Below are 22,625 nucleotides of genomic sequence, written 5' to 3' on the forward strand. Positions count from 1 at the left end.
TATATGAAGAGTCGTAACTTAAGAACGGACAGCGCGGTTTGCATTCACTCGTCCATAAATCCAATATGTGCCGGTTCCTGGGACTGGGTCAGCTGTATTTTGAATAATTGAGCGTATTTCCGTGTTGCTTCTTCCTTGGCCAGCTAAAAGTGCAGCAAGGCCTGCAACTTGTGGGGAAGCCATTGAGGTGCCATCTAAATAGGCATAATAGCTTCCTGTATAGGTAGATAAAATATTTGACCCTGGTGCTGCAACTTCAACCCATCTGCCGTAGTTAGAAAAAGATGATTTTCGGTCAGCTGAATCTGTGGAAGCGACGGCAATAACTTTTGAATAATTCGCGGGGTAGGTCGGAGTTGAGACACCGTTATTTCCTGCAGCAGCAACAATAACAGCACCTCTGCTCCAAGCGTAATCGATCGCATTTTGTAGAGTTGTTGCCCCTTGAGCTCCACCAAGACTTAAATTAATGACTTGTGCCCCTTGGTTCACTGCGTAAATAATCCCGTTTGCAATATCGCTTAACAGTCCACTACCATTATTATCCAAAACCCGAACAGGTAAAATTGATGCTAGTGGGGCAACCCCCGCAATTCCTCGAGCGTTATTAGTCATTGCAGCAGCAATCCCCGCGACATGTGTCCCATGACCATTCCCATCCTCTGGGCTTGCATCACGATTAACAAAATCATAACCAGGTAACAGCTTATTCACTAGATCCGGATGATTGAGTTGAACTCCGGTATCAACAATCGCGATTTTAATCGTACTATTGCTTTGCGTAATATCCCATGCTGAAGGGGCTTCGATTTTATTTGGAGCATATTGGTAGGAGAAATACGTATCATTTGGTTGAAAGGAAGCTTTGTAAATATAATTCGGTTCAACGTACTCAATTTCAGCTAATTTATTATATTTTTTGAGCATTCGCTTAACGCTTCTTTTTGATTGGATGACTTGAATACCTAAATCTGTATTTTCGTCTAAATGCGTACACTTCATTTTTTTGTTGATCTCTTCTATTTTCTCTATTGGTGTATCATCCACAAATTTCACAATTAATTGTTTATCTGCAAAGGAGTCAGAAGTAGAGTTTTTTGAAGTGATCCAAACCGATAAGAGAATGGAGAGAACAGCGAGAATCCCAAAAATACCAATCCAAACCATCATGTTTCATAACCTCCTATTCTTCTAAAGTTAATGGCAATATATGTGGAAGGAATGAATAGGGGGTGTACGATCTAACTAGTTTTGGTTGATTTGGGCAAAAGAATAGGAAGTTTAAATAGAATTGTTAATCAAAGTATAATATGGTAGTTTTTGATAAAACGAAATGAATAAGTAGCATAGATTTACAATTAGTGCTAAAAATAAATAGAGATTTTGGCTAGAAAAGAGGAAGTCATTCCATAAATGAAAAGGAGGAGAGAACATGAGGATAAATGGAAATACGGTTTTAATTACTGGTGGTGCTTCAGGAATTGGGTTAGCACTTGCTGAGAGATTTATCGAAAAAAATAATGAAGTAATCATCGTTGGGCGCAGAGAAGAGAAGTTAAGAGAAGCAAAGGAGAAAATTCCTTCTATCCATATAAAAACATGTGATGTAGCAGTTGAAGCAGAACGGGAAGCATTGTATCAATGGGTAGTGAATAAATTTCCCGCGATTAATGTTTTAATTAACAATGCTGGAATTCAGCAAAGGATAAACCTTTTGAAGCCTGAAAAGGAATGGAAGGAGTATCAAAAGGAAATTGCAATAAATATAGAGGGACCAATGCATTTATCAATGCTATTTCTACCATATTTCCTTAAACAGGAGACAGCATCGATTATAAATATTTCTTCAGGCTTGGCTCTTAGACCTGGTGTTTGGGTACCGATTTATAGTGCAACAAAAGCAGCGATTCATTCGTTTTCGGTATCATTAAGGCACCAGCTTGCAGAGACAAATGTTTCCGTCATTGAAGTGTTTCCGCCGGCTGTGAATACTGACTTAGGTGGAGCAGGGATTCATACGATGGGGGCACCATTGGATGATTTTGCAGATTCAGTTTTCGATCGATTCGCTACAGGTACAATCGAAATTGGCTATGGTGATTCTGAGAAAAGACTTAATGCCTCAAAGGCAGAAATTGATGTAGGTACTAAACAAGCATGGGAGAATTTTTTGAAAAATAATCCTGAATTTCTATGAATGAAATAAGAAAGAAGTCAAGCGATTGCTTGACCTCTTTACTGAATACGATATTACCGGTATGGGAAACGGAAGGAAACGTTAATGTAACAATTTATGTCGTAGAATGTTTTGCAAGGGTTTGAATCTCTTTCATCAGAAAAGCAGAATAAGAAAAAATTGAAATTTGTATTAACAATAATAGAAGGACAATCCACCCAAGTGGATAAAGTACTAGCTTTTGAAAAAGTAACGTATTCTCAGTAGAGTAGTTTTCTAATAAACGCAATGTGAAGAGATAGAACATTCCAAAGGTAAAATTACGGCTCCATTGTGAAACATGATAGGTGAAAATCCCTTTTTTTAATCCATAATCTTTTATTCTCTTAACGCCTCGAATAACCTCTATGAATTCAACAAATACAAATAAACTAAAAGCAGCATACCAAATCATCGACAAAGAAAAAGAACTGAAATGTCCAGAAAGCGTCATCGACAAACCTGTTATTGAAACAGCACCGTGGATAATACAATCGGTATTTTTCCATTCATGAATATTACGAACTTTTTTTGAAAACCGCATAATTAGCAGAATGATAGATATGACGTAAAACATAATCCCGATAAGGATAAAGCCATCAATCAATGAAGTATGTGAAAATGGGCTATCTGTATTGATCATAAGAATCGCAATTGATTGCGTACTAACGGTAGAAAGCAATATTGCCCCATGTGTTTCAAAGATGTGACCATTTTTTATAATCGTTTTAAGTTGTTTCATACAAAAAACAATAAAAAAACTCCAAAGCACAAGGTTTAAAATGAGCAATCCTTTAATAGCTAGCAGGCTTGAAGGAAACCGTAGGACAAATAAATTTCCAATGACAGACGTTGAGGCAATCCAAGTGCCGACGCCAAAAAAGGTAATAGGGTGCTTTGTTAAATATTGCCGATATGCTTCACGCCATACCGAGAGAAAAAAAGTAAGAACTAACATAAACCAAAAGCAAAGTAAGGAAAAGGTTAAAACCGTACTTAAATGTTGGTTTAAAAAGGAAAACTGCTGAATCGCTCCAATTAAAAAAATACCAATTGCCATAACGATTGAACCTGAGGATACATCAATTAATGGTAAAGCACGCTTATTCTTCGTTTCTGCATGTAACTTCATTGAAACTCTACACTCCAATTCATCTATTCCGTGTAGCTGACATTTTGTTCAGCATTTGAATCTACAAACGAAAAACCTAATTTTTTGATTTTAACATATTTTTGAACTATTTGTGACTATTTCGAGCCAACTATATTTATATGGAATGTACTTTATAAATTAGCAGTATTACTTGTTTTTTGAGAGGATATGTGAGACTCTCGCAAAGAAACGCATGTAAAAATGAGAGCACCAACAGTCACAAACGCTAAAGGTTGATTCCAAACTACCCGCAGAAAGCGAACACTGCATTAGAAACTAACAATTTTGGTTAAAAGCACCAATTCAAAATGAGATAGAGAATAGTTAGCGGATTTCGTTAATACCTTAATAGTAGATATGTCACTTACTTAGAGGTGTTTTCATGTTTTTGGAAAATTTCGAGACGAAGCAAATGCTTGAAGCGATCTTAAGCAGTATTGACGAGGCGATCCATGTGGTGAATGCTGACGGTGTGACGATTTATTATAATCAAGTGGCAGCACATCATGATGGAGTAGAGATTGAGGAAGTGCTTGGGAAATACCTATTGGACGTATTTCCTTCATTAACGAGACATACAAGCACATTGCTTAAAGTAATTGAAACAGGAAAAGCCATTTATCAACAACCACAAACGTATAAAAATATAAAAGGACAGCTCATTGATACGATAAATACGACGTTACCGATTATCGTTGGAAATAAAATAGCCGGTGCGGTTGAAATAGGCAAGGATTTATCAAAGGTGAGACAATTATCACAAAAGCTATTGGAGCTTCAGGAAAAAGTGAATCAAAGTAAAATTAAACCGAAGCTAAACATCGGGGCAAAGTATCAATGGGAAGATATTGTGACAGATAGTCATCATATGAAACAGGTTATTGCCCTTGGAAAAAAAGCTGCAGCAAGCTCGTCTCCCATTATCATTTACGGAGAAACCGGTACAGGTAAGGAATTACTCGTTCAATCCATTCACAATTCATCCTCACGTAAGAATGGTCCATTTATCGCACAAAATTGTTCTTCATTACCAGACTCACTTCTTGAAAGCATTCTATTTGGGACAAAAAAAGGAAGCTTTACAGGCTCAGTCGATCGCGCTGGCTTATTTGAACTGGCCCATGGAGGTACATTGTTTCTCGATGAAATCCAAGCGATGCCTATAGATTTCCAAACGAAACTATTACGAGTACTCGAGGATGGTGTTATTCGTCGAGTTGGTGGAACCGAAGCATATGTCGTCAATGTACGAATGGTTGTTGCAATGAATGAAGACCCGTACGTTTGTATGGAAAAACAGCTGCTTCGGTCAGATTTGTTTTATCGATTAAATGTTTTTTATCTTGAAGTTCCTCCTTTACGTTCTAGGGAACATGATCTTGAGCTATTAATTCATCATTTCGTTAATAAGTACAATGAAAGCCTGCAAAAGCAGGTGGTCACGGTTGCTCAACAAGTGCTTGACCAACTTAAGATGCACCATTGGCCCGGGAATGTTCGTGAGCTAGAGCATGTGATTGAATATGCGATGAACATGACGGAAGGAAACATGATGACACAGGAACACCTACCTGCTTTTATTAAAAAACGGCCGCTTAACGAAAAGACAACGTTGAAACCGTTACGAATCACTGTAGAGAGAACCGAGCAAGCATTAATACGTCAAGCTTTACAGGTTGCAAATGGAAATGTGCAAAAAGCAGCAGCAATTTTAGAGGTTCCAAGACAAACATTACAATATAAAATGAAAAAATATCGTATTCAGTTGAAATGATTGGAGGAGAAATGATGAGCTCAACTTATGAAACGAAAAAAGTATTCGCATCTGACTATATCGTAGAGCTTTTTATCGATCATTTTAATGAGCGGATCCGCATAGATTATTACCGGGGAAATATGACAAATATCCTCATCGAGCTAGAAAAGTCTGTCGAATTCTATTCTATAAAAAAAGTAATCTTCTATTCTAGACCAGAACATTGGCAACAATTAATTTCAAATGGCTTTGAATTAGAAGCAATCATAAAGGGATATTTTAATGGAACAGATAATTACATTATGACGTTATACAAAGATAATGACCGAAGAATCAGCAAATTTTGGGTAAAGGAGGATGAGATTTTAAGAGCGATTTCTGATAAACAAGATAAGAAACATGTAAGCCAACTCCCAAAGAACTATTACATTAGACGTGCTGAAAAACAAGATGCAACAGGTTTAGCAGATTTATATAAAACGGTCTTTTCGATCTATCCAACGCCAATGAATGATGCTGCTTATATAGAGAAAGTACTTGAGGCAGGTGTCATTTTTTTTGTTGTTGAATGCGAAGGAAAGCTTGTTAGCGCGGCTTCTGCAGAGAGAAATAAGCTGTTTCATAACGCGGAAATTACCGATTGTGCAACATTACAAGAGCATCGAAAATATGGATTGATGAAAAAGCTCATTTTTCTTATCGAGGAGGAGCTTAAAAACAACGGAATCTATTGTGTTTATTCGATCGCTAGGGCGTTATCATTCGGGATGAATGCTGCTTTTCATCAGTTAGGCTATACCTATCAAGGAAGGCTAACGAATAATTGTTATATTTTCGATAAACTCGAGGATATGAATATTTGGGTTAAGGATTTAGCGAATTTCAAACCTCTATAAATAAACTATTCAATGCTGAATTTTAAGCATGATGCTAATTTTTCAGCAAAAAAACTTGAGATGAGTGTCGAGAGTTTTGCCGGTTTTTTGGCAGCTGCTCCTTTTTCTTTGCTTTTTATCTTTCTATACCTTCATTTTATTTGTTGGCACGGTTCTTGCAACATATAAAGTGAAAAGCAAATGAAAGGGGAACTGTTGTATGCTCCATGATTTATATAAACCAAGCAGACATTGGAAAGATATTGAGCTTTGGAAGGATGTATCAGATGAAAAATGGAATGATTGGATTTGGCAGCTAACAAATACGATTAGAACATTAGATGATTTAAAAAAAGTTATTGATTTGACACCTGAGGAAGAAGAAGGTGTGAAAATTTCAACAAAAACAATACCTCTAAATATCACTCCCTACTATGCATCATTAATGAACCCAACTGATGTTCGTTGTCCGATTCGAATGCAATCTATCCCAATTGGTGCAGAGCTGCATAAAACAAAATATGATTTAGAGGATCCGCTTGAAGAGGATGAGGATTCACCAGTTGCAGGGCTCACTCACAGATATCCAGACAGAGTGCTGTTTCTTGTCACAAATCAATGCTCCATGTATTGTCGCTATTGTACGAGAAGACGTTTTTCCGGTCAGATTGGCATGGGTGTTCCAAAGAAACAGTTAGATGCAGCAATAGATTATATTCGCCAAACACCTCAAGTGAGAGATGTCCTTCTTTCTGGCGGTGATGGGCTACTCATTAATGATACGATTCTAGAGTATATATTAAAAAATCTACGAGACATCCCACATGTTGAAATTATCCGTATCGGGACTAGAGCACCTGTCGTCTTTCCACAACGAATCACCGAAAATCTTTGCTCAATCTTGAAAAAGTATCACCCGGTTTGGCTTAATACTCATTTTAATACGTCAATTGAAATTACCGAAGAATCAAAGAGAGCTTGTGAAATGCTTGTCGATGCCGGTGTTCCTGTTGGTAATCAAGCTGTCATATTGGCCGGAATAAACGATAGTGTCCCAATTATGAAAAAATTAATGCACGACTTAGTGAAAATTCGTGTTCGCCCATATTATATTTACCAATGTGATCTTTCCGAAGGTATCGGACATTTCCGCGCTCCAATATCGAAAGGATTGGAAATTATCGAAGGCCTGCGTGGTCATACGAGTGGGTATGCAGTACCAACCTTCGTTGTCGATGCCCCAGGCGGCGGTGGGAAAATCACACTACAACCTAACTACCTCATTTCCCAAAGTCCAACGAAAACGGTTTTACGAAATTTTGAAGGGGTCATTACAACATATCCTGAGCCAGAAAACTACGTATCTGGCAGAGCTGATGACTATTTTCAAAGCATTTATCCATCGGAGAATTTAGACCCTTCAAAAATTGGAATTAGCGGTTTAATGAATGACGAGCAAACAACACTTATTCCTCAATCTCTAGAGCGCTATGACCGTCGAAAAAGCTTTCAGCAAAGTCCAACTTATTCCTCTTTAAAGGAAAAGCGGGAAAAACGTGATGAATTAAAGGAGAAAAAATACCAGGCACAGCTTAAGAAGCTAAAGGATAACAAATCAGAATAGCAAGGAGGAATCGTGATGAAATGTGACTGGTGTGAATCAGAAAATGTATCCCAGGTTTCAAAAACTGTGTATTGGGAGCTCCCTGACGGAACAAGGGCAATTGAAATAGGAGAAACACCTGGCATAAAATGCTCCTCCTGTGGGATGGAATATCAGACAGAAGCAGTGATAGAGGAGATTGAAGAACAGCTTTTACTCATTGATACAACAAAGCTTCATAAACAGATAACTTACAAAGACTTAATGGCACAGCCAAGATTATTAAAGAGAAATTATTTTAAATTCGACTAAACAATTTACCGGGAGAGGAGGTACCCTTTTGCAGCGTTCGTTATTAATCAAACCAATGATGAATGAAGATTATCCGACGATTTCCTATGGGAAAGGGATTTATTTATACGATGATACAGGGAAGGAGTATTTGGACGGTTCAAGTGGAGCTGTTACGGCAAGCATTGGCCATCAAGTACCAGAAATCATTGAGGCAATGGTAAATCAAGCAAGCAAGGTGTCCTTTGCTTATCGTTCACAATTTACATCAAAGCCAGCGGAACAGCTTGCCGAAAAGCTAAATGAATTAGTGAATGGTGATGAGGATTACTTTTCCTTTTTTGTAAACAGTGGATCGGAAGCTACTGAGACAGCGATGAAAATAGCGATTCAATACTGGCAGGAAAAAGGGGATTATCGAAAACAAAAAATTCTCTCTCGATGGATGAGCTATCACGGCATTACAATTGGCGCGTTATCTATGTCAGGTCATGTAAAACGAAGGGAAAGATTTGTTCCATTATTGGCGGAATATCCTTCCATTTCAGCTCCATACTGTTATCGCTGCCCACTTTCGCAAACAACTCCATCGTGTCAATTAGCATGTGCTCTTGAATTGGAAACAGCAATTAATCGAATTGGAGCTGAGCATATAGCAGCGTTTATTGCCGAACCGATTGTTGGAGCTTCAGGTGCTGCACTTGTACCACCAGAAGGGTACTACGAGAAGATAGCTGACATTTGTGAGCGATATAACATTTTATTTATTGCAGATGAAGTGATGACAGGGCTAGGACGGACAGGGAAACGATTTGGGCTTGACCATTGGAACGTAAAGCCGGATATTATTGCACTTGGGAAAGGAATGAGTGCCGGATATACGCCAATTGCCGCAACACTTGTAAGTGAAAAGGTAATGGAACCAATTATCAATGGATCAGCTTCGATTATGAGCGGGCATACGTATAGTGCAAATCCGCAATCTGCCGCGATTTCGTTAGCAGTTCTTGAATATATCGAAAAACAACGCTTAACGGAAAAAGCAGAGGAAATTGGAAGCTATTTATTTCATAAATTACAGGAGGTTGCAAAGGACGTAGCAATCATTGGAGACATTCGCGGGAAAGGGCTTTTGCTAGGCCTGGAATTTGTTCAAGATCGAAAAACAAAGCAGCCCTTTGAAGCAAAGCTAGCTCTAACTGATTTAATAGTTAAAAAGGCACGAGAAAACGGACTATTACTCTATCCAGCAGCAGCTGGAAAAGATGGTGTTCAAGGTGACGCAGTAATCATTGCTCCACCATTTATTATTACGAAGGAAGAAACCGATCAGTTGATTCGCATTTTAAAAGAAACATTGATAGAGATAGAACAAGATCTTCGATAAGGAGGCAAGGAGGATGTCTGAATACTCGGAAAAAAAGTCGTTAAACAAAGTAGGGAATTTGGATTCTGCCCTTGCACATATCCACGATGGGAGCACGATTTTATTTGGTGGGTTCGGTGGAATTGGAAATCCACCAACCCTTATAAATGGCATGATTCATAAAGGGGTAAAGGAGCTAACGCTTATTGGCAATGATGCTGGATTTCCTACGATTGGGATTGGGAAATTGGTTAGTTTAGCACGAGCAAAAAAGCTAATCGTTTCCCATATCGGTTCAAATCCGATTGCTGGAAAGCTAATGATCGATGGGAAAATGGAGGTGGAATTCTCACCACAGGGAACATTAGCAGAACGAATTCGTGCTGGTGGTGTTGGTCTTGGCGGGATTTTAACAGATGTCGGAATTAACAGCATGATCGAAGGTGGAAAACAGAGGGTCACAATTGGTGAAAAGGAATATTTGCTTGAAACTGCGTTAACAGCTGATATTGCGATCGTATACGCAAAGAAGGCAGATACCTTTGGAAATCTTATCTATGAAACTAGTGCTAGAAATACCAATCCATTAGTAGCGATGGCAGGGGCGTATACGATTGCAGAGGTTGAAGAAATTGTCGAAATCGGTCAATTGGATCCTGAACAAATTGTGACGCCAGGTATTTTTGTTGATATGGTTATCCAAAGCAAAGGGGTAGATTGGAAATGGGTATGGGAGTAGATAGTAGGAAGCGGATTGCAAAACGAGCTGCTGAAGAAATAAAAAACGGCATGATCGTTAATTTAGGAATCGGGATCCCATCATTAGTGCCGAATCATCTCCCGAAGGATATCGAAGTTATGTTTCAAGCAGAAAACGGCATTCTCGGTTTAGGGAAGTCTCCGAAAAAGGGGGAGGAAAATCCGACCTTATGTAATGCGGGCGGTTTTCCAGTCACAATTGTCCCAGGTGCCTCCTATTTTGACAGTACAATTGCGTTTGGGATGATCCGTTCCGGTTATTTAGATATGACGATATTAGGTGGATTAGAGGTTAGTAAAAAAGGAGATTTGGCCAATTGGATCGTTCCAGGAAAACGAGTCCCTGGAATTGGCGGGGCAATGGAGCTTTCGATGAAGGCAAAAAAAGTAATTGTTCTAATGAGTCATTGTACGAAAACAGGTGAAGCAAAAATTTTAAATACATGTCATTTACCTTTAACTGCAAAAGAATGTGTCCATCTCATCATTACAGACATGGCAGTTATCGAAGTAACAAAAGAAGGATTAGTGCTAAAGGAAATTATGTCACCATATACAGCTGAAGATATTATTGGATCAACTGAAGCGCCGCTAAAGGTAAGCAGCAATCTTAAAATCATTTAGTGGTAAGGGGGAGAGAAATTGGTGAAAAGCAAGTTGTTTTCAGCGCAAATTCATCAATGGCTACAAGCGAACCGTGCCCAAGGTGAAACATTGTTAAAAAGCTTAGTTCAGGCAAATAGCATTCAAGGAAATGAAAAGCAGGCACAAGCGATTATTATTGAGACGTTAACAAAAATCGGATTAAAGATTGATGTGTGGGAGCCGGGAGGAAGCGAGTTAACAGAGCATCCTTATTTTTCTTCGCCGAGAACTGATTTTTCAGGCAGTCCTAACGTAATTGGGATTTTAAAGGGGACTGGGGGAGGACGTTCTATCATTTTAAATGGCCATATTGATGTTGTACCAATTGGAGACAAACAGCAATGGAAGCACGACCCATTCAGCGGGGAAATTATTGATGGGCGTCTTTATGGCAGAGGTGCAACAGACATGAAGGGAGGTAATGTATCGTTACTTCTTGCCATTTCAGCAATACGTGCATTAGGAATCCCTTTAAAAGGTGATGTCATTTTTCAAAGTGTGATCGAGGAAGAAAGCGGTGGAGCAGGGACGCTTGCCGCAATTCTTCGTGGCTATCGTGCAGATGCGGCGATTATTCCTGAACCAACGAATCTAAAAATATTTCCGAAGCAGCAAGGCTCATTATGGTTCAGGCTATTAGTAAAGGGGCGAGCTGCACATGGGGGAACAAGATATGAAGGTGTCAGTGCAATTGAAAAAGCGCTTGTTGTTATAAATCAAATAAAGGAGCTAGAAAGAAAGAGAAACAGCCTTATTACTGATCCTCTATTTAATGACATACCAATCCCGATTCCGATAAATCTTGGTCGGATACAAGGTGGTGATTGGCCATCGTCTGTTCCAGATCTCGTCAAGCTAGAAGGAAGACTAGGTGTATCACCTGAGGAGGAAATAGCCGAAGCGAAAAACGAGCTAGAAAGTTGGCTACAACGTTTACAGGAAATAGACAGTTGGTTTGCGGAAAATCCAGTTGAGGTTGAATGGTTTGGAGCAAGATGGGTTCCCGGTTCAATTGATGTAAATCATGAGCTTGTTCATGTCATTTCGTCTACGTATGAGAAGATTATCGGTAAAAAGCCGATTATTGAAGCCTCTCCTTGGGGAACAGATGGAGGATTGCTAACAAAGGTCGGGGGAATTCCTACGATCGTATTTGGACCAGGAACAACAGAGGAAGCCCATTTTCCGAATGAATCTATTGAAATCGAAAAGGTGTTTGATGCTGCGGAAATTATTGCTTTAACAATGATCGAATGGTGTGAGACATAAGAAAATCATAAAAAGGGTGATAAGCATGCTAAATAAAATGGATGATATTCACCAGCTAGAGCAGTTAGATAAACAGCATTTTTTACATCCTACTTCATCGATCGAACAGCAGCAGACGTTAGGACCGGCATTTATTTTTAAAGAAGGTAAAGGAATTTACTTAAGTGATGTAAAAGGAAATGTTGTTATTGATGGGATGTCATCACTTTGGAATGTCAATATCGGCCACGGTCGTCTTGAAATAGGGGAGGCTGCTAGAGAACAAATGGCAAAGCTTGCATATAGCTCCTGCTTTGCTACCTTTAGCAACGAACCAGCGATCCGCCTTGCAGCAAAGCTTGCAAAAATAGCACCTGGTCAATTATCAGCTGTATTTTATACATCTGGTGGTTCAGAAGCAAATGATACTGCATACAAATTAGCACGTCATTACTGGAGTATTAAAGGTATGCCAGAAAAGAAAAAAATCATTTCACGAACAAAGTCGTATCATGGTGTCTCGGTGGGGGCAACAAGTGCAACAGGATTACAGCCATTCCGCGAATTTTCTGGATCTCTCGCACCGGATTTTTTACATGTTGACCAGTTTGATACAGATGAGTTAAGACAATTGATTATTCGGGAAGGAGCTGAATCGATCGCAGCATTTTTGGCTGAGCCAGTCCAAGGTGCAGGCGGTGTTCATATACCACCTGAAAATTATTTTGCAGAGGTCAGGAAGATTTGTGATGAATTTCATCTATTGTTAATAACTGATGAAGTCATTACAGGTTTCGGTCGTACGGGAAAATGGTTCGGTATTGAGCATTATGGAGTTACACCAGATATGATGTGTATCGCAAAGGGAATCACAAGTGGATATGCACAATTAGGTGGTGTGATGATAAGTAAGGAGATTCACGAGACATTTAAACAACGATCTGGCGGAACCTTCCTTCACGGTTTTACGTACAGTGGTCATGCGACAGCATGTGCAATCGCATTAAAAAATCTCGAAATAATTGAACGAGAACAGCTTGTCTCAAATGCAAAAGTGCGGGGTGATGAGCTTTTAGCTGGTTTAAAGCAGCTTAAAAATGAAAGTGAAATCATTGAAAATGTTCGAGCACTTGGGTTGATGGCAGCAATTGAATTTAAAGCGAGTAAGACCACTACACCTTTTTCACCACAGGTTGTTGCTGAAGCAGCTAAACGTGGCCTCATTTGCCGCGCTGTTACGTTTGATGGGCAGGATACGGTTGTTATTGCGCCACCGCTCATCATTAAAAAGGCTGAAGTGGAAAAAGTGATTCAAATTATACGAGAAACTATCAATGCATAATTCTCTTAAAATAAAGATTAAAACCTTGATTGAAAGTAGAATCAAGGTTTTAAATATGAGAAAAATAGTTACACCATTATGAATGTTGATTTGATATCTCAAATAAACATGAGATTCGCAGTTTTAAAGATGATTAAATAGTTTAAATCCTATCAAAAAATTGAAACTTATCTTCTATTACTGCGTAAATGAATAGACGTAATTTTTATCATTTTAATAAAGGTGGTTATGAGATGTCCTTCTTAAAACGTGTGATTACAAGTATTGGGATTGGATCCGCTCGAGTTGATACGAGGCTAAAAAACACAACGGTAACACAAGGTGAGATGCTAGAGGGGATCGTTGAAATTAAAGGCGGTGAAATGGATCAGGAAATTGAAGCAATAAAACTAAATTTAATGACGCTTTATGGGCACGAAGATAGTGAGCGGCTAACGAATACAGTTGTTTATTCTCATAAAGTGAACGAACCATTCGTGATTCATAAAGGTGAACGGAAAGAAATCCCTTTCTCCTTCCGTGTACCATTACATACACCAATGACAATAAGAGATAGTAAAACAGGACGGAATGTACCACCAGTTTGGATTAATACAGGACTTGATATTCGCAATGCGGTTGACCCTAAGGATGAAGATCACATCTCTGTTGAACCATCAAATGTCTATGAAAACATTTTTGATGCGATCAAGGTCATCGGATTTCGATTTAGACAAATGGACAATCAAGCCCCTCCACGATATGTAAAAACACGGCTACCATTTGTTCAACAATTTGAATTTATTCCAACGTTCGGAAAATATCATCAGAAGCTTGATGAACTAGAGGCATATATTTTACAAGGTGAGCAAGAAACAACGATTTATTTCGAAATTGATAAAAAATCAAGAGGTGCTGTTGGCTCCCTTCTTGAAAAATTAAACTTAGATGAGCATTACCGAAGCATTACTTTAGATAACAATGATATTGTAACAAATCGGAGTTATGTAAGTGATAAGATTGAGGAAATGATTGATCAAGTAATTTAACTTTTAATAAGTAACTAACACGCTTAACAATATAAATAGCTATAGGTGACGAGTTGAGGATTTATAGCAAAATCAGTTAACTAGGTCAAATGTTGTTAGAGTCATAGAAATAACCTTTCAGCATTAGATAATAGTGGATTTCTAATTGAAAAAGGCATTGCTAATAATGCCTTTTTCTCATTTATAACTTTAAAAGAAGGTTAAAATGAAATGGGATACTATATGTGCCATCAAAGCAAAGGGTGCTTGTAAAACAAAACCTAATGAAAAATAACAAAGAAATCTCTTTAATGTTAATAGCCTTTCAGAAAAAAGAAATTTTAATGCGAAAAGGGCATAGGGAAAGATGATCATTAAGGTTGTAATAATTCCAGGTACATAGCCTTTGAAAACGATCAATTGAACTAGATGACCAATTCCGTTCGCTAATAAAATACCAGGGACTAAAAACGACAAGTATGTCGCTGGCTTCATCTTTAAAAAGGGTTTACCTGCAAACGCTTTGATGCAACCTATTGAAGCTACAATCCATAAAAGTGTAAAAGCTAAGGCAAATTCTCCTGTTGTAACTCGAAACGGGATGAGCGTTGACTTTGCTTCAATAAACGATTCTATTGTCATGATTTCCTCTAGATCATGAAGTAAATAGAGGAACGGAAATAAGATGATTAACACTTTTAGTTTAGAATTCATCGTATTTTACCTCATAGTGAATAGTAGTCCTTTGTAATGCTATTGCCAATTTGCAAAATAAATCTTCTATCCAATAATACTATAAAATTAATGATTGCTCTTTTAGAAGGGCTAATTTTATATACTTTGTTGTAAAAGGATCTTTTTTATTGATTTGGTAAGTATAACCAATTACACTGTTCTTAGGTTAAAATCAATTACCTATAAAAGGAGATGATGTAGGTGGAAAAAAGGCCTGAGCGTAATGAGTATGATCCTTTTTTTGCAAGATATATCGATTTAGTTCCTAATGGGAATATCGCGGACATTTTAGAGAAGCAGATAGCTGATACAACGAATCGGTTGAATGACATCTCAGAGCAGCAAGGGGTGTATAAATATGCTAATGATAAATGGACAGTGAAGGAAGTCATTGGCCATCTCACTGATGGAGAGAGGTTACTCGGTCAAATTCTCTTTCAAATTGCAAGAGGAGAAGAGGTTGATTTCCAAGGGGTTAATTGGAGTATTTATATTCAACTTGGTGATTTTAACAACCAGTCTATGCAAATGTTAATCGATCAGTATAGGGCAGTTCGAAGCTCTACGGTTGCCTTACTAAGAAGTTTTAATGAAGAGGCATGGGGAAGAAAGGGAACTGCCATTCAATCTGATATAACTGTCCGTGCTTTAGCTTGGATACTTGCAGGACATGAGCTCCATCATCGCAATATTTTGGAAAAATTCTATTTTTCTACAACTGATTTTCAAGGTTAATACTATTTTCATTAGTTGATAAAGAGGAGTCGGTGAAGGTGAGTACCATTTTAAGTAAAGTTGGAGCAATATTTATTCCAGTGAGTGATATTGAGAAGGCTAGAGAATGGTATTGTTCGATATTAGGGTTAGAGCCTAGCTTTGACATCATTGTTGGTCATTTATGCTGTATCCCAATGGATAATAATGGATTGAATATTGTTCTTGATAGTAAAATCTATACTGAGGATAGTTATGCAAGAACACCGATGTTTCATTTTAATACCGATGACATTGTAGGGGCATATCAATTTTTGAAGGAGAAGGGTGTAGAGATCGTGACAGAGATTGAGCATGGACATTCGTTTCATTTTAAAGATCCAGATGGAAATATGCTAATGATTTGCCAATTACTATAAATGTTCATTTATTTTAGAATTGAAATACGATAAAAGCTATGGAGAAAGCCGATTTTCCAAAGAAAACCGGCTTTTACTATGAATCTTGCAAACTACCTTATGATGAACAGCCTCCACCACAGCTTGAGCAGCTTGAACCGCCACTATCGCCACCACCGTCATGTCCGCCACCGCTATGATGACCTGAATCATCTGAACCTACGCCGCAGAAAACCGCAGAGGAACAGCCACTTGTGTTTGAAGAGACAGTTGCATACGTAAATTCCTTTGCATGGTCCCAATATTCGTCAAAATAAAAAGTTGAATAAAATACCATAACAAGTGATAAGCCCGTCATATCTCCAAATGTACGCTGTTTTGAAAAATCTCCTTTTTGATCTTTTTGATACCTTGATTCAGCCTCACCTAATTGCAGCTTCATTTGCTCGATTAAATACGTAATAATAGCTGTATTTTCTTCATTATTCTTAAAATATTTATGAATGAGATCTTCTTTACTCATTGTTCTAAATTCAGCTAATGTCTTCTTGTCAAGAGGCTCCTTGAAGAAATCTCCCCATGATTTCCAACTAAACTCTGTAATAGAGAAGAGCTGTGAGAATATCCAATCGAAGAATGCACGGTCTTGTGGGGCTGGTGCTTGGCTTGTATTTGGATAATGGTGCAGCATATTTCCGTAAAAACGATTTGAAAACTGCTCGTAATCTTTAGTAAATAAAATCATACTATGCCAAACTTCATCAACTTCTTCGCTAAACATTGGCACCTTTTTTAAAATTTTTGCTAACATAAAATACCGCTTTAACTCAAATAATCTCCATTCAAAATCAGCTTCAGTGCAATTTGGATTTTCCTTTAAAAACCGATTTTTAACATGGGTTATATATTCGTCCTCTAAGCTAGAGTTTAACTTTTCAATAAGTATATTTTTAGGAACATTTTCAAGCAATCCTAATTGGTCCGGGATGTTTTCTATTAATAATTTAGGTTGTTTTTTTCCAAAGATAGAAAACAAGACGATAGCTAAACAGATGAATAACAAAATGAAGATAAAAATTCCGATGACAATCACCACCTGATATGTATTAGAAGGTTTTCGAAAATATGCTTTGACTTTGTTTAAGTTAAACCGGTCTATTTTTATATACGTTACTAGTGAAAAAAGGTTTCAAGATATTTGAAAATTTTACTGTATTTATGGAATTTCATAGAAACAATTTATTTTATTAAGCTAAGTCGCTGTGGGCTTGCGACTGATTTGATGGTTTTTCATCATAATACGTATATTTTCAAATCATTATATCATTGTTTACTGTCGAATTTTGGTAAAACAGAGGTAGCAATAAAAAATAAAGAACTAACCCCTTGCAATTATTTGGCAGCTGATATATTATGTTAGTAATCAATCAATAACTAATTAGTGAGGGATCATATGGTTAGAGCAAAAAAGGAAGATCGAAGGGAAGAGATTATTAATTCAGGTCTTGAAGTTTTTTCGGAAAATGGCTATTACAATACAACAACGGCACTTATTGCAGAAAGAGCAGGAATATCGCAACCGTATATTTTTCGTTTCTTTAAAACAAAGGAAGAATTATTTATTGCTGCACTTGAGAGAGCATTTGAAAGAATTCTTCAAACGTTTAAAGAGGTTGATGCTAAGCCTGAAGAGCTTGTTGAGAAAATGGTTGACGCATATGAACAATTATCGATATCACATCCTCATGAAATCTCATTACAAGTTGTCAGCTTTTCGATTGTAGAAGAATCGATACGAGAAATAACGAAAAACAGTTTGCTGAAGCTGCGAAACTATACGCTTGAAAGGTTTAAAGAAGCAGGAATTTCCAGTCCAGAGAGGGAGGTAACGACCTTTTTAGCAAGAGGGATATTGTGTAACATTTCTTACTTCATGGATTTACCTGAGTTAATGGATAGCAAAGTAAAATAGACCGAAGCATCATTCGGTTTTTTATTTAAAGATTTAGTTATTGATTAATCACTAACTAAATCTTTAGTGGGAAAATAAAAAGAAGGAACAGTTTCACTTAATTAATTATTGATTAATCACTAAATATAAAGGAGAGAATAATATGAAAAAGGCAATTGTATTAGGAGCAACAGGTGGTACTGGTCAAGTTATCGTCACTGAATTATTAGCAAGAGGAATCGAAGTCATTGCATTCGGGAGATCAGAAACGAAATTAAATCATTTGGTTATCGATAATCATCATCATCATTTGTTAACGTATAAGCTAGGAGATATCTTTGCGTATGAAACAATCGTTGAGGCGGCAAATGATGCTGATGTTATTTTTCAATGTGCAAATGTCCCATACCATGAAATGGAGGAGCACCTTCTTCCGTTAGGTGAAAGCGTAATGAAGGCAGCTGATGCTTTAGGAAAGAAAATTGTGATTGTAGATGGAATATATGTGTATGGTCACCAGGTTGCGAAAGGTGATGAGAATCATCCGAAGCAACCACATACGAAAAAGGGGAAATTACGTGTTCAATTTGAAAATTTGATCTTTGACAAAAAATGGAGTCAAGCGAAACCATTAATTGTGAGGCTGCCTGATTATTATGGGGTTACTTCACAAAACTCCTATCTGCAACCAACATTAACAGGATTAGCATCTGGGAAGCTTTCAATATTTATTGGAAGCTTGCACACCCCTAGAGAATATATTTATTTACCTGATGCAGCGAAAATGATTGTAGAGGTAGCTAGCAGGGATGATGCCTACGGTGAAAATTGGAATATTCCTGGCTCTGGATTAATTACTGGAAAAGAACTGCTTGCAATCGCAAGGGAGATAACTGGAAATAATAAACCAGTTATCCCGTTAAATAGAGCTGCGGTGCGCCTTAGCGGATTATTTGATCCAGTCTTGAAGGAAGTCGTAGAAATCATGTATATTACGGAGGATGGCTTTACGCTAAGCGGCGAAAAATATGAAAAACGAATCGGTGAAATTGTTGCGACACCATATGAAATTGGCTTGAAAACGACATTGGAACAATTGATGAAAAATCTAACATGATACAAAGGATGAGCTACGATGGACGAAATGATAAAAACCTATCTTCTCCCATTAATCAAATTATATGATAGTCATAAAGATGAAGAGTACGCAGAGTGGTCAAAAAATTATTTGCGAAATCAATTTGAATTTTTAGGAATAAGAGCCCCAATTCGTAGGAAGTTAACTTCACAGTTTATCAAAGACAATGGACTCCCTGATAAAGATTGTTTACAAGCGGTTATTTATTTTCTGTGGGATATGCCGGAGAGAGAATTTCAAAAGGGTGCTCTCGATCTTTTAGCGAAAAGTAAAAAAACTTTAGGTCCAGAGGATATCCCATGGTTATCGAATTTAATAGTAAAGAAATCGTGGTGGGATACAGTTGATGAATTGGCACCACATTTGATTGGAAGCATTTTTTTAGCACATCCTGAAATTATTTCGAGCTATGCTGATAAATGGATTGAGGATGAAAATAGATGGTTACAAAGAACAGCAATTATTTATCAGCTTTTTTATAAGGATAAAACCGATGTTGAAAGACTTTATCGTTATATTTTACGTAGGGCAGACAGCAATGAGTTTTTTGTGCAAAAAGCAATTGGTTGGGCTTTACGACAGTATGCAAAAACAAATCCTGATGCTGTAATGTCATTTGTATCTACACATAGCTTGAAGCCGCTGAGTAGAAGAGAAGCATTGAAGCATTTTTAACACGGCATAGAGACAATTAAATCTTGAGATCGTTTAAAGCACATGACAGAGACAGCAAATCGTCATGTGCTTTTTATTATTTTAAAATTTCCGATGATATCGATAAGCTCATGACATCCAGCTTATTTCCCGACAAAACAATATGCTGCTTAAACCACTAATGTTTATGGTCTTACAAAAGGTGCTTAAATTTCAAGGAAGAATGAATTGCTACATTTTTTAAGATAGGGAAAGATAATAATTATAACACTTGCTGGAGGTTATTATGCCTGAATATTTAATTGTTGCTTTGAGAACAGTTTTATCATTCCTAGTATTGTTTTCTCTCGCAAGAATATTGGGGAAAAAGCAAATTTCACATCTTACCTTTTTCGATTACGTCATTGGAATTGTTATCGGGGACATGGCTTCGACCTTAGCGTTAGACATAGAAATGAAAATTAGAAATGGCTTGATAGGAATTGTCATTTACACGCTTTTTTCAATTATTATTGCCTATGGTGCCATTAAATCCTTTAAGTTTCGCGATCTTGTCGAGAGCAGTCCTTCAATATTAGTAAAGAACGGAAAAATAATGGAGAAAAGTCTTTTTAAGCACAAGCTGACATATGACGATTTAATGAATGGCTTAAGGGAAAAAGATGCCTTTAATCTTTCAGAGGTTGAAATGGCCATATTAGAAACAAATGGGCAAATAAGTGTTATGAAAAAGCCTGAGTATCAGTCATTAACACCTAAAGATTTAGGGCTAAGTATGGAAGAGGATCACGCTCCATCTCTTGTTATCATAGATGGAACATTATTAGAGAAGCGGTTGAACTATTTAGGGTATACGAGGAAGTGGCTTTTAGAGGAAATTAAAAAACAAGGTGCATCGAAAATTAAAGATGTATTTTTAGCACAAATAAATTCTAATGGAAAAGTGTATGTTGATTTGTACAAGGATGATATTAAGGTTCAACAAGAAAAACATAAGCAGGAGCTTTCCACAAATTTAAGAAACTCTCAAATTGAGATTGAAGCAATGGCTTTTAGAACAAAGGATAAAAATGCTAAGAAAATGTACTTTAATCAATCGATTGAGCTTGATGAGATGATCAAAAAGTTAAATCCATATCTTAGCCTTAGTCAGAAGTAAAAAAGAGGATAGTTAAGCGCAATATGCCGCCTAATTATCCTCTTTTTATTAGATTATTTAGCTATGATAGTTGATTTTTACTCACTTAATTCAACTAAATTCGTAACAGAAACACTTTGCTTTTGGTTTGGCTCGTTTATCGGATGAATTGTTGCTAATTCTCTTTCTTGATCAACGTGTTCAATGTAGACGCTATTTCCTTGATACATAACATTAATCATTGTCGGTGAATTTGAAATTTCTTGTGCTCGCTTAGCATCCATTATGATTCCTCCTTTTTCACGATTAACAATTAAAGTATTCGTTTTTTTGTTCGGGAATATACAATTAGCTATAAATAAACAGCTTCAACCTCAAGAGGTGTTAGGGCATTTGTTTGATGGATATAAATGAAAGCATCGTAACGGTTCGACATGCTCGAAGGTACATAATTGCCTAAATGCTCATAATTGGGATTATAAACAACCCCAATTGCTCTATGACCAATTGTTTCAGAAAAAAGCTCGCGATTTTTTTGATTGAAAAATAATAGCTTGTCGTGCGGACCTGCCTTACCCATTAAATCCTCCCAGCTCCGAGATTTTGCTTTTGGAACATCCATTCGTTCATAATTTACTCCCCACTGGTCTGCGGCGATGACTGTACCAAAATTCGTTCCAAAGCCAACAATAAATAGTGCAGCTTCACCAAATTGCTCTCTCATGATTTGTCCGACGTTTATGATGCCTTCATCCGCCATATCCGTTGCACGGGCATCACCAACATGTGTATTATGCTCCCAAATAATTCCCTTTGCATGCTCACCGTAAAATTGTGATATTTTTTCAATAACTTGTACCATATGCTTGTCACGAATATTCCATGACCCATTGTCATCTGTAACCATTGTCCTGTAGTAATTCTCTGCATTAGCTGTAATAAGTGCATTGATTTCAATATTTAAACTGTCTTCTTCATTATTAGTTAATTCATGCTTGTTGAGGCGAAGCTCAGTCAAAAGCCTTATTACTTCTTCATGGCATGTTTCACCGTAAAATGCTGCAGCGACCCCGTATTTCTCTGGTCTCCGATTGAATGGTTCAAAACAAGCAAATGCTTTCTTAGTAGCGTTTAGCATTTGTGAGTTGGATTTTTCTAGATGATGGATTATTTCATCCATCGATTCCCATAATGAGTAAATATCAATTCCATAAAAACCAACTTTTTTATTCTCTGGTTGCTTGCTGTTATACTTTTTTAGCCATTCAATCAGCTCAAGCATTTCTTCATTTGCCCACATCCACGTTGGCCAACGATTAACCTTTTTTAGAGCGTCCCTTGCACTTTTTATATGCTTGTCATAGCCTTTAATGTAACGGTTTATTTGCAAACATGCAGGCCAATCGCCCTCAACAGCGATAAACGTAAATCCCTTTTCTACTATGAGCCTTTTGGAAAGCTCTGAACGGATTTGATAGAACTCTGATGTTCCATGGGAGGATTCACCAAGTAAAACAAATGTTTCGTCATCGATTTCGTTGAGGAGGAATGAAACATCATCATGAGTGTGGAGTGGTATAGCGTATTCTTTAATTGCTTTCATAAGTTGCTTGCTCATTGGATTCACTACCTATTCG

At 37.4% G+C, this 22,625-nt stretch carries 23 protein-coding genes; 17 read left to right on the forward strand and 6 right to left on the reverse strand.

Annotated elements, in window-relative coordinates:
• Positions 1-18: 18 nt before the first annotated feature.
• The gene (locus ACTJJ9_RS09475; protein ID WP_145580747.1) at positions 19-1,170 is read right to left on the reverse strand and encodes a S8 family peptidase; all 1,152 of its coding nucleotides are present in this window, start codon (positions 1,168-1,170) and stop codon (positions 19-21) included.
• Between the two features lie 262 nt (positions 1,171-1,432).
• Between ACTJJ9_RS09475 and ACTJJ9_RS09480 the strand changes: the two genes are divergently transcribed.
• A complete protein-coding gene (locus ACTJJ9_RS09480) occupies positions 1,433-2,197 on the forward strand; it encodes an SDR family NAD(P)-dependent oxidoreductase (protein WP_145580748.1) in 765 nt (254 codons plus the stop codon).
• Between the two features lie 94 nt (positions 2,198-2,291).
• Here ACTJJ9_RS09480 and ACTJJ9_RS09485 read toward each other — a convergent pair whose 3' ends face one another.
• A complete protein-coding gene (locus ACTJJ9_RS09485) occupies positions 2,292-3,347 on the reverse strand; it encodes a hypothetical protein (protein WP_145580749.1) in 1,056 nt (351 codons plus the stop codon).
• Between the two features lie 403 nt (positions 3,348-3,750).
• On the opposite strand from ACTJJ9_RS09485, the gene ACTJJ9_RS09490 reads away from it, so the two are divergent.
• The 10 genes from ACTJJ9_RS09490 (at position 3,751) to ACTJJ9_RS09535 (ending at position 14,281) form a co-directional block, all read left to right on the forward strand.
• Entirely contained in the window at positions 3,751-5,142 is a 1,392-nt protein-coding gene (locus ACTJJ9_RS09490) for a sigma 54-interacting transcriptional regulator (protein ID WP_145580750.1), read from the forward strand.
• A 14-nt stretch (positions 5,143-5,156) separates the two neighbouring features.
• The gene (gene ablB / locus ACTJJ9_RS09495; protein ID WP_145580751.1) at positions 5,157-6,020 is read left to right on the forward strand and encodes a putative beta-lysine N-acetyltransferase; all 864 of its coding nucleotides are present in this window, start codon (positions 5,157-5,159) and stop codon (positions 6,018-6,020) included.
• 199 nt (positions 6,021-6,219) lie between these two features.
• A complete protein-coding gene (ablA, locus tag ACTJJ9_RS09500; RefSeq protein ID WP_145580752.1) occupies positions 6,220-7,623 on the forward strand; it encodes a lysine 2,3-aminomutase in 1,404 nt (467 codons plus the stop codon).
• Between the two features lie 15 nt (positions 7,624-7,638).
• Positions 7,639-7,914: a YokU family protein gene (locus ACTJJ9_RS09505; RefSeq protein ID WP_145580753.1), complete on the forward strand. Its 276-nt coding sequence runs from the start codon at positions 7,639-7,641 to the stop codon at positions 7,912-7,914.
• A gap of 28 nt (positions 7,915-7,942) precedes the next feature.
• Entirely contained in the window at positions 7,943-9,280 is a 1,338-nt protein-coding gene (locus tag ACTJJ9_RS09510; protein WP_145580754.1) for an aspartate aminotransferase family protein, read from the forward strand.
• Between the two features lie 13 nt (positions 9,281-9,293).
• Positions 9,294-9,998 (forward strand): CoA transferase subunit A, encoded by a 705-nt coding sequence (locus ACTJJ9_RS09515; RefSeq protein ID WP_145580755.1) that lies wholly within the window; start codon positions 9,294-9,296, stop codon positions 9,996-9,998.
• A complete protein-coding gene (locus ACTJJ9_RS09520; protein WP_145580756.1) occupies positions 9,983-10,642 on the forward strand; it encodes a 3-oxoacid CoA-transferase subunit B in 660 nt (219 codons plus the stop codon). The genes ACTJJ9_RS09515 and ACTJJ9_RS09520 overlap by 16 nt, the downstream gene beginning before the upstream one ends.
• 21 nt (positions 10,643-10,663) lie before the next feature.
• Entirely contained in the window at positions 10,664-11,932 is a 1,269-nt protein-coding gene (locus ACTJJ9_RS09525) for a peptidase (protein WP_186324118.1), read from the forward strand.
• A 25-nt stretch (positions 11,933-11,957) separates the two neighbouring features.
• Positions 11,958-13,253 carry an aminotransferase family protein gene (locus tag ACTJJ9_RS09530; protein ID WP_145580757.1) on the forward strand — a complete coding sequence of 432 codons (1,296 nt, stop codon included), beginning with the start codon at positions 11,958-11,960 and terminating at the stop codon, positions 13,251-13,253.
• A gap of 233 nt (positions 13,254-13,486) precedes the next feature.
• Positions 13,487-14,281, forward strand: coding sequence for a sporulation protein (locus ACTJJ9_RS09535; RefSeq protein ID WP_186324115.1), 795 nt, complete (start codon positions 13,487-13,489; stop codon positions 14,279-14,281).
• Positions 14,282-14,470: 189 nt separating this feature from the next.
• On the opposite strand, the gene ACTJJ9_RS09540 is transcribed toward ACTJJ9_RS09535, so the two are convergent.
• Positions 14,471-14,974 carry an HXXEE domain-containing protein gene (locus ACTJJ9_RS09540; RefSeq protein WP_145580759.1) on the reverse strand — a complete coding sequence of 168 codons (504 nt, stop codon included), beginning with the start codon at positions 14,972-14,974 and terminating at the stop codon, positions 14,471-14,473.
• Positions 14,975-15,196: 222 nt separating this feature from the next.
• Between ACTJJ9_RS09540 and ACTJJ9_RS09545 the strand changes: the two genes are divergently transcribed.
• Entirely contained in the window at positions 15,197-15,730 is a 534-nt protein-coding gene (locus ACTJJ9_RS09545) for a DinB family protein (RefSeq protein WP_145580760.1), read from the forward strand.
• Positions 15,731-15,768: 38 nt separating this feature from the next.
• Positions 15,769-16,128: a VOC family protein gene (locus ACTJJ9_RS09550; protein WP_145580761.1), complete on the forward strand. Its 360-nt coding sequence runs from the start codon at positions 15,769-15,771 to the stop codon at positions 16,126-16,128.
• Between the two features lie 97 nt (positions 16,129-16,225).
• On the opposite strand, the gene ACTJJ9_RS09555 is transcribed toward ACTJJ9_RS09550, so the two are convergent.
• A complete protein-coding gene (locus tag ACTJJ9_RS09555; protein WP_186324116.1) occupies positions 16,226-17,170 on the reverse strand; it encodes a hypothetical protein in 945 nt (314 codons plus the stop codon).
• Positions 17,171-17,560: 390 nt separating this feature from the next.
• Here ACTJJ9_RS09555 and ACTJJ9_RS09560 point away from each other — a divergent pair, with 390 nt between their 5' ends.
• From ACTJJ9_RS09560 to ACTJJ9_RS09575, 4 genes are all read left to right on the forward strand, one after another.
• A complete protein-coding gene (locus tag ACTJJ9_RS09560) occupies positions 17,561-18,079 on the forward strand; it encodes a TetR/AcrR family transcriptional regulator (protein ID WP_145580763.1) in 519 nt (172 codons plus the stop codon).
• Positions 18,080-18,221: 142 nt separating this feature from the next.
• Positions 18,222-19,175 (forward strand): NAD-dependent epimerase/dehydratase family protein, encoded by a 954-nt coding sequence (locus ACTJJ9_RS09565; protein ID WP_145580764.1) that lies wholly within the window; start codon positions 18,222-18,224, stop codon positions 19,173-19,175.
• A 30-nt stretch (positions 19,176-19,205) separates the two neighbouring features.
• Complete coding sequence (locus ACTJJ9_RS09570; RefSeq protein WP_440768643.1) at positions 19,206-19,871, forward strand: DNA alkylation repair protein; 666 nt, start codon at positions 19,206-19,208, stop codon at positions 19,869-19,871.
• A gap of 265 nt (positions 19,872-20,136) precedes the next feature.
• Positions 20,137-21,009 (forward strand): DUF421 domain-containing protein, encoded by an 873-nt coding sequence (locus ACTJJ9_RS09575; RefSeq protein WP_145580765.1) that lies wholly within the window; start codon positions 20,137-20,139, stop codon positions 21,007-21,009.
• 77 nt (positions 21,010-21,086) lie between these two features.
• Here ACTJJ9_RS09575 and ACTJJ9_RS09580 read toward each other — a convergent pair whose 3' ends face one another.
• Both ACTJJ9_RS09580 and ACTJJ9_RS09585 read right to left on the reverse strand, forming a co-directional pair.
• Positions 21,087-21,272, reverse strand: a complete 186-nt coding sequence (locus ACTJJ9_RS09580; protein ID WP_095300005.1) for an H-type small acid-soluble spore protein — start codon at positions 21,270-21,272, stop codon at positions 21,087-21,089.
• A 68-nt stretch (positions 21,273-21,340) separates the two neighbouring features.
• On the reverse strand, positions 21,341-22,606 hold the full coding sequence (locus ACTJJ9_RS09585; RefSeq protein WP_440768640.1) for an erythromycin esterase family protein: 1,266 nt from the start codon (positions 22,604-22,606) through the stop codon (positions 21,341-21,343).
• Positions 22,607-22,625 lie beyond the last annotated feature (19 nt).

Source organism: Metabacillus sp. 22489 (assembly GCF_052044855.1).
In the GTDB taxonomy this organism is placed as follows: domain Bacteria; phylum Bacillota; class Bacilli; order Bacillales; family Bacillaceae; genus Metabacillus; species Metabacillus niabensis.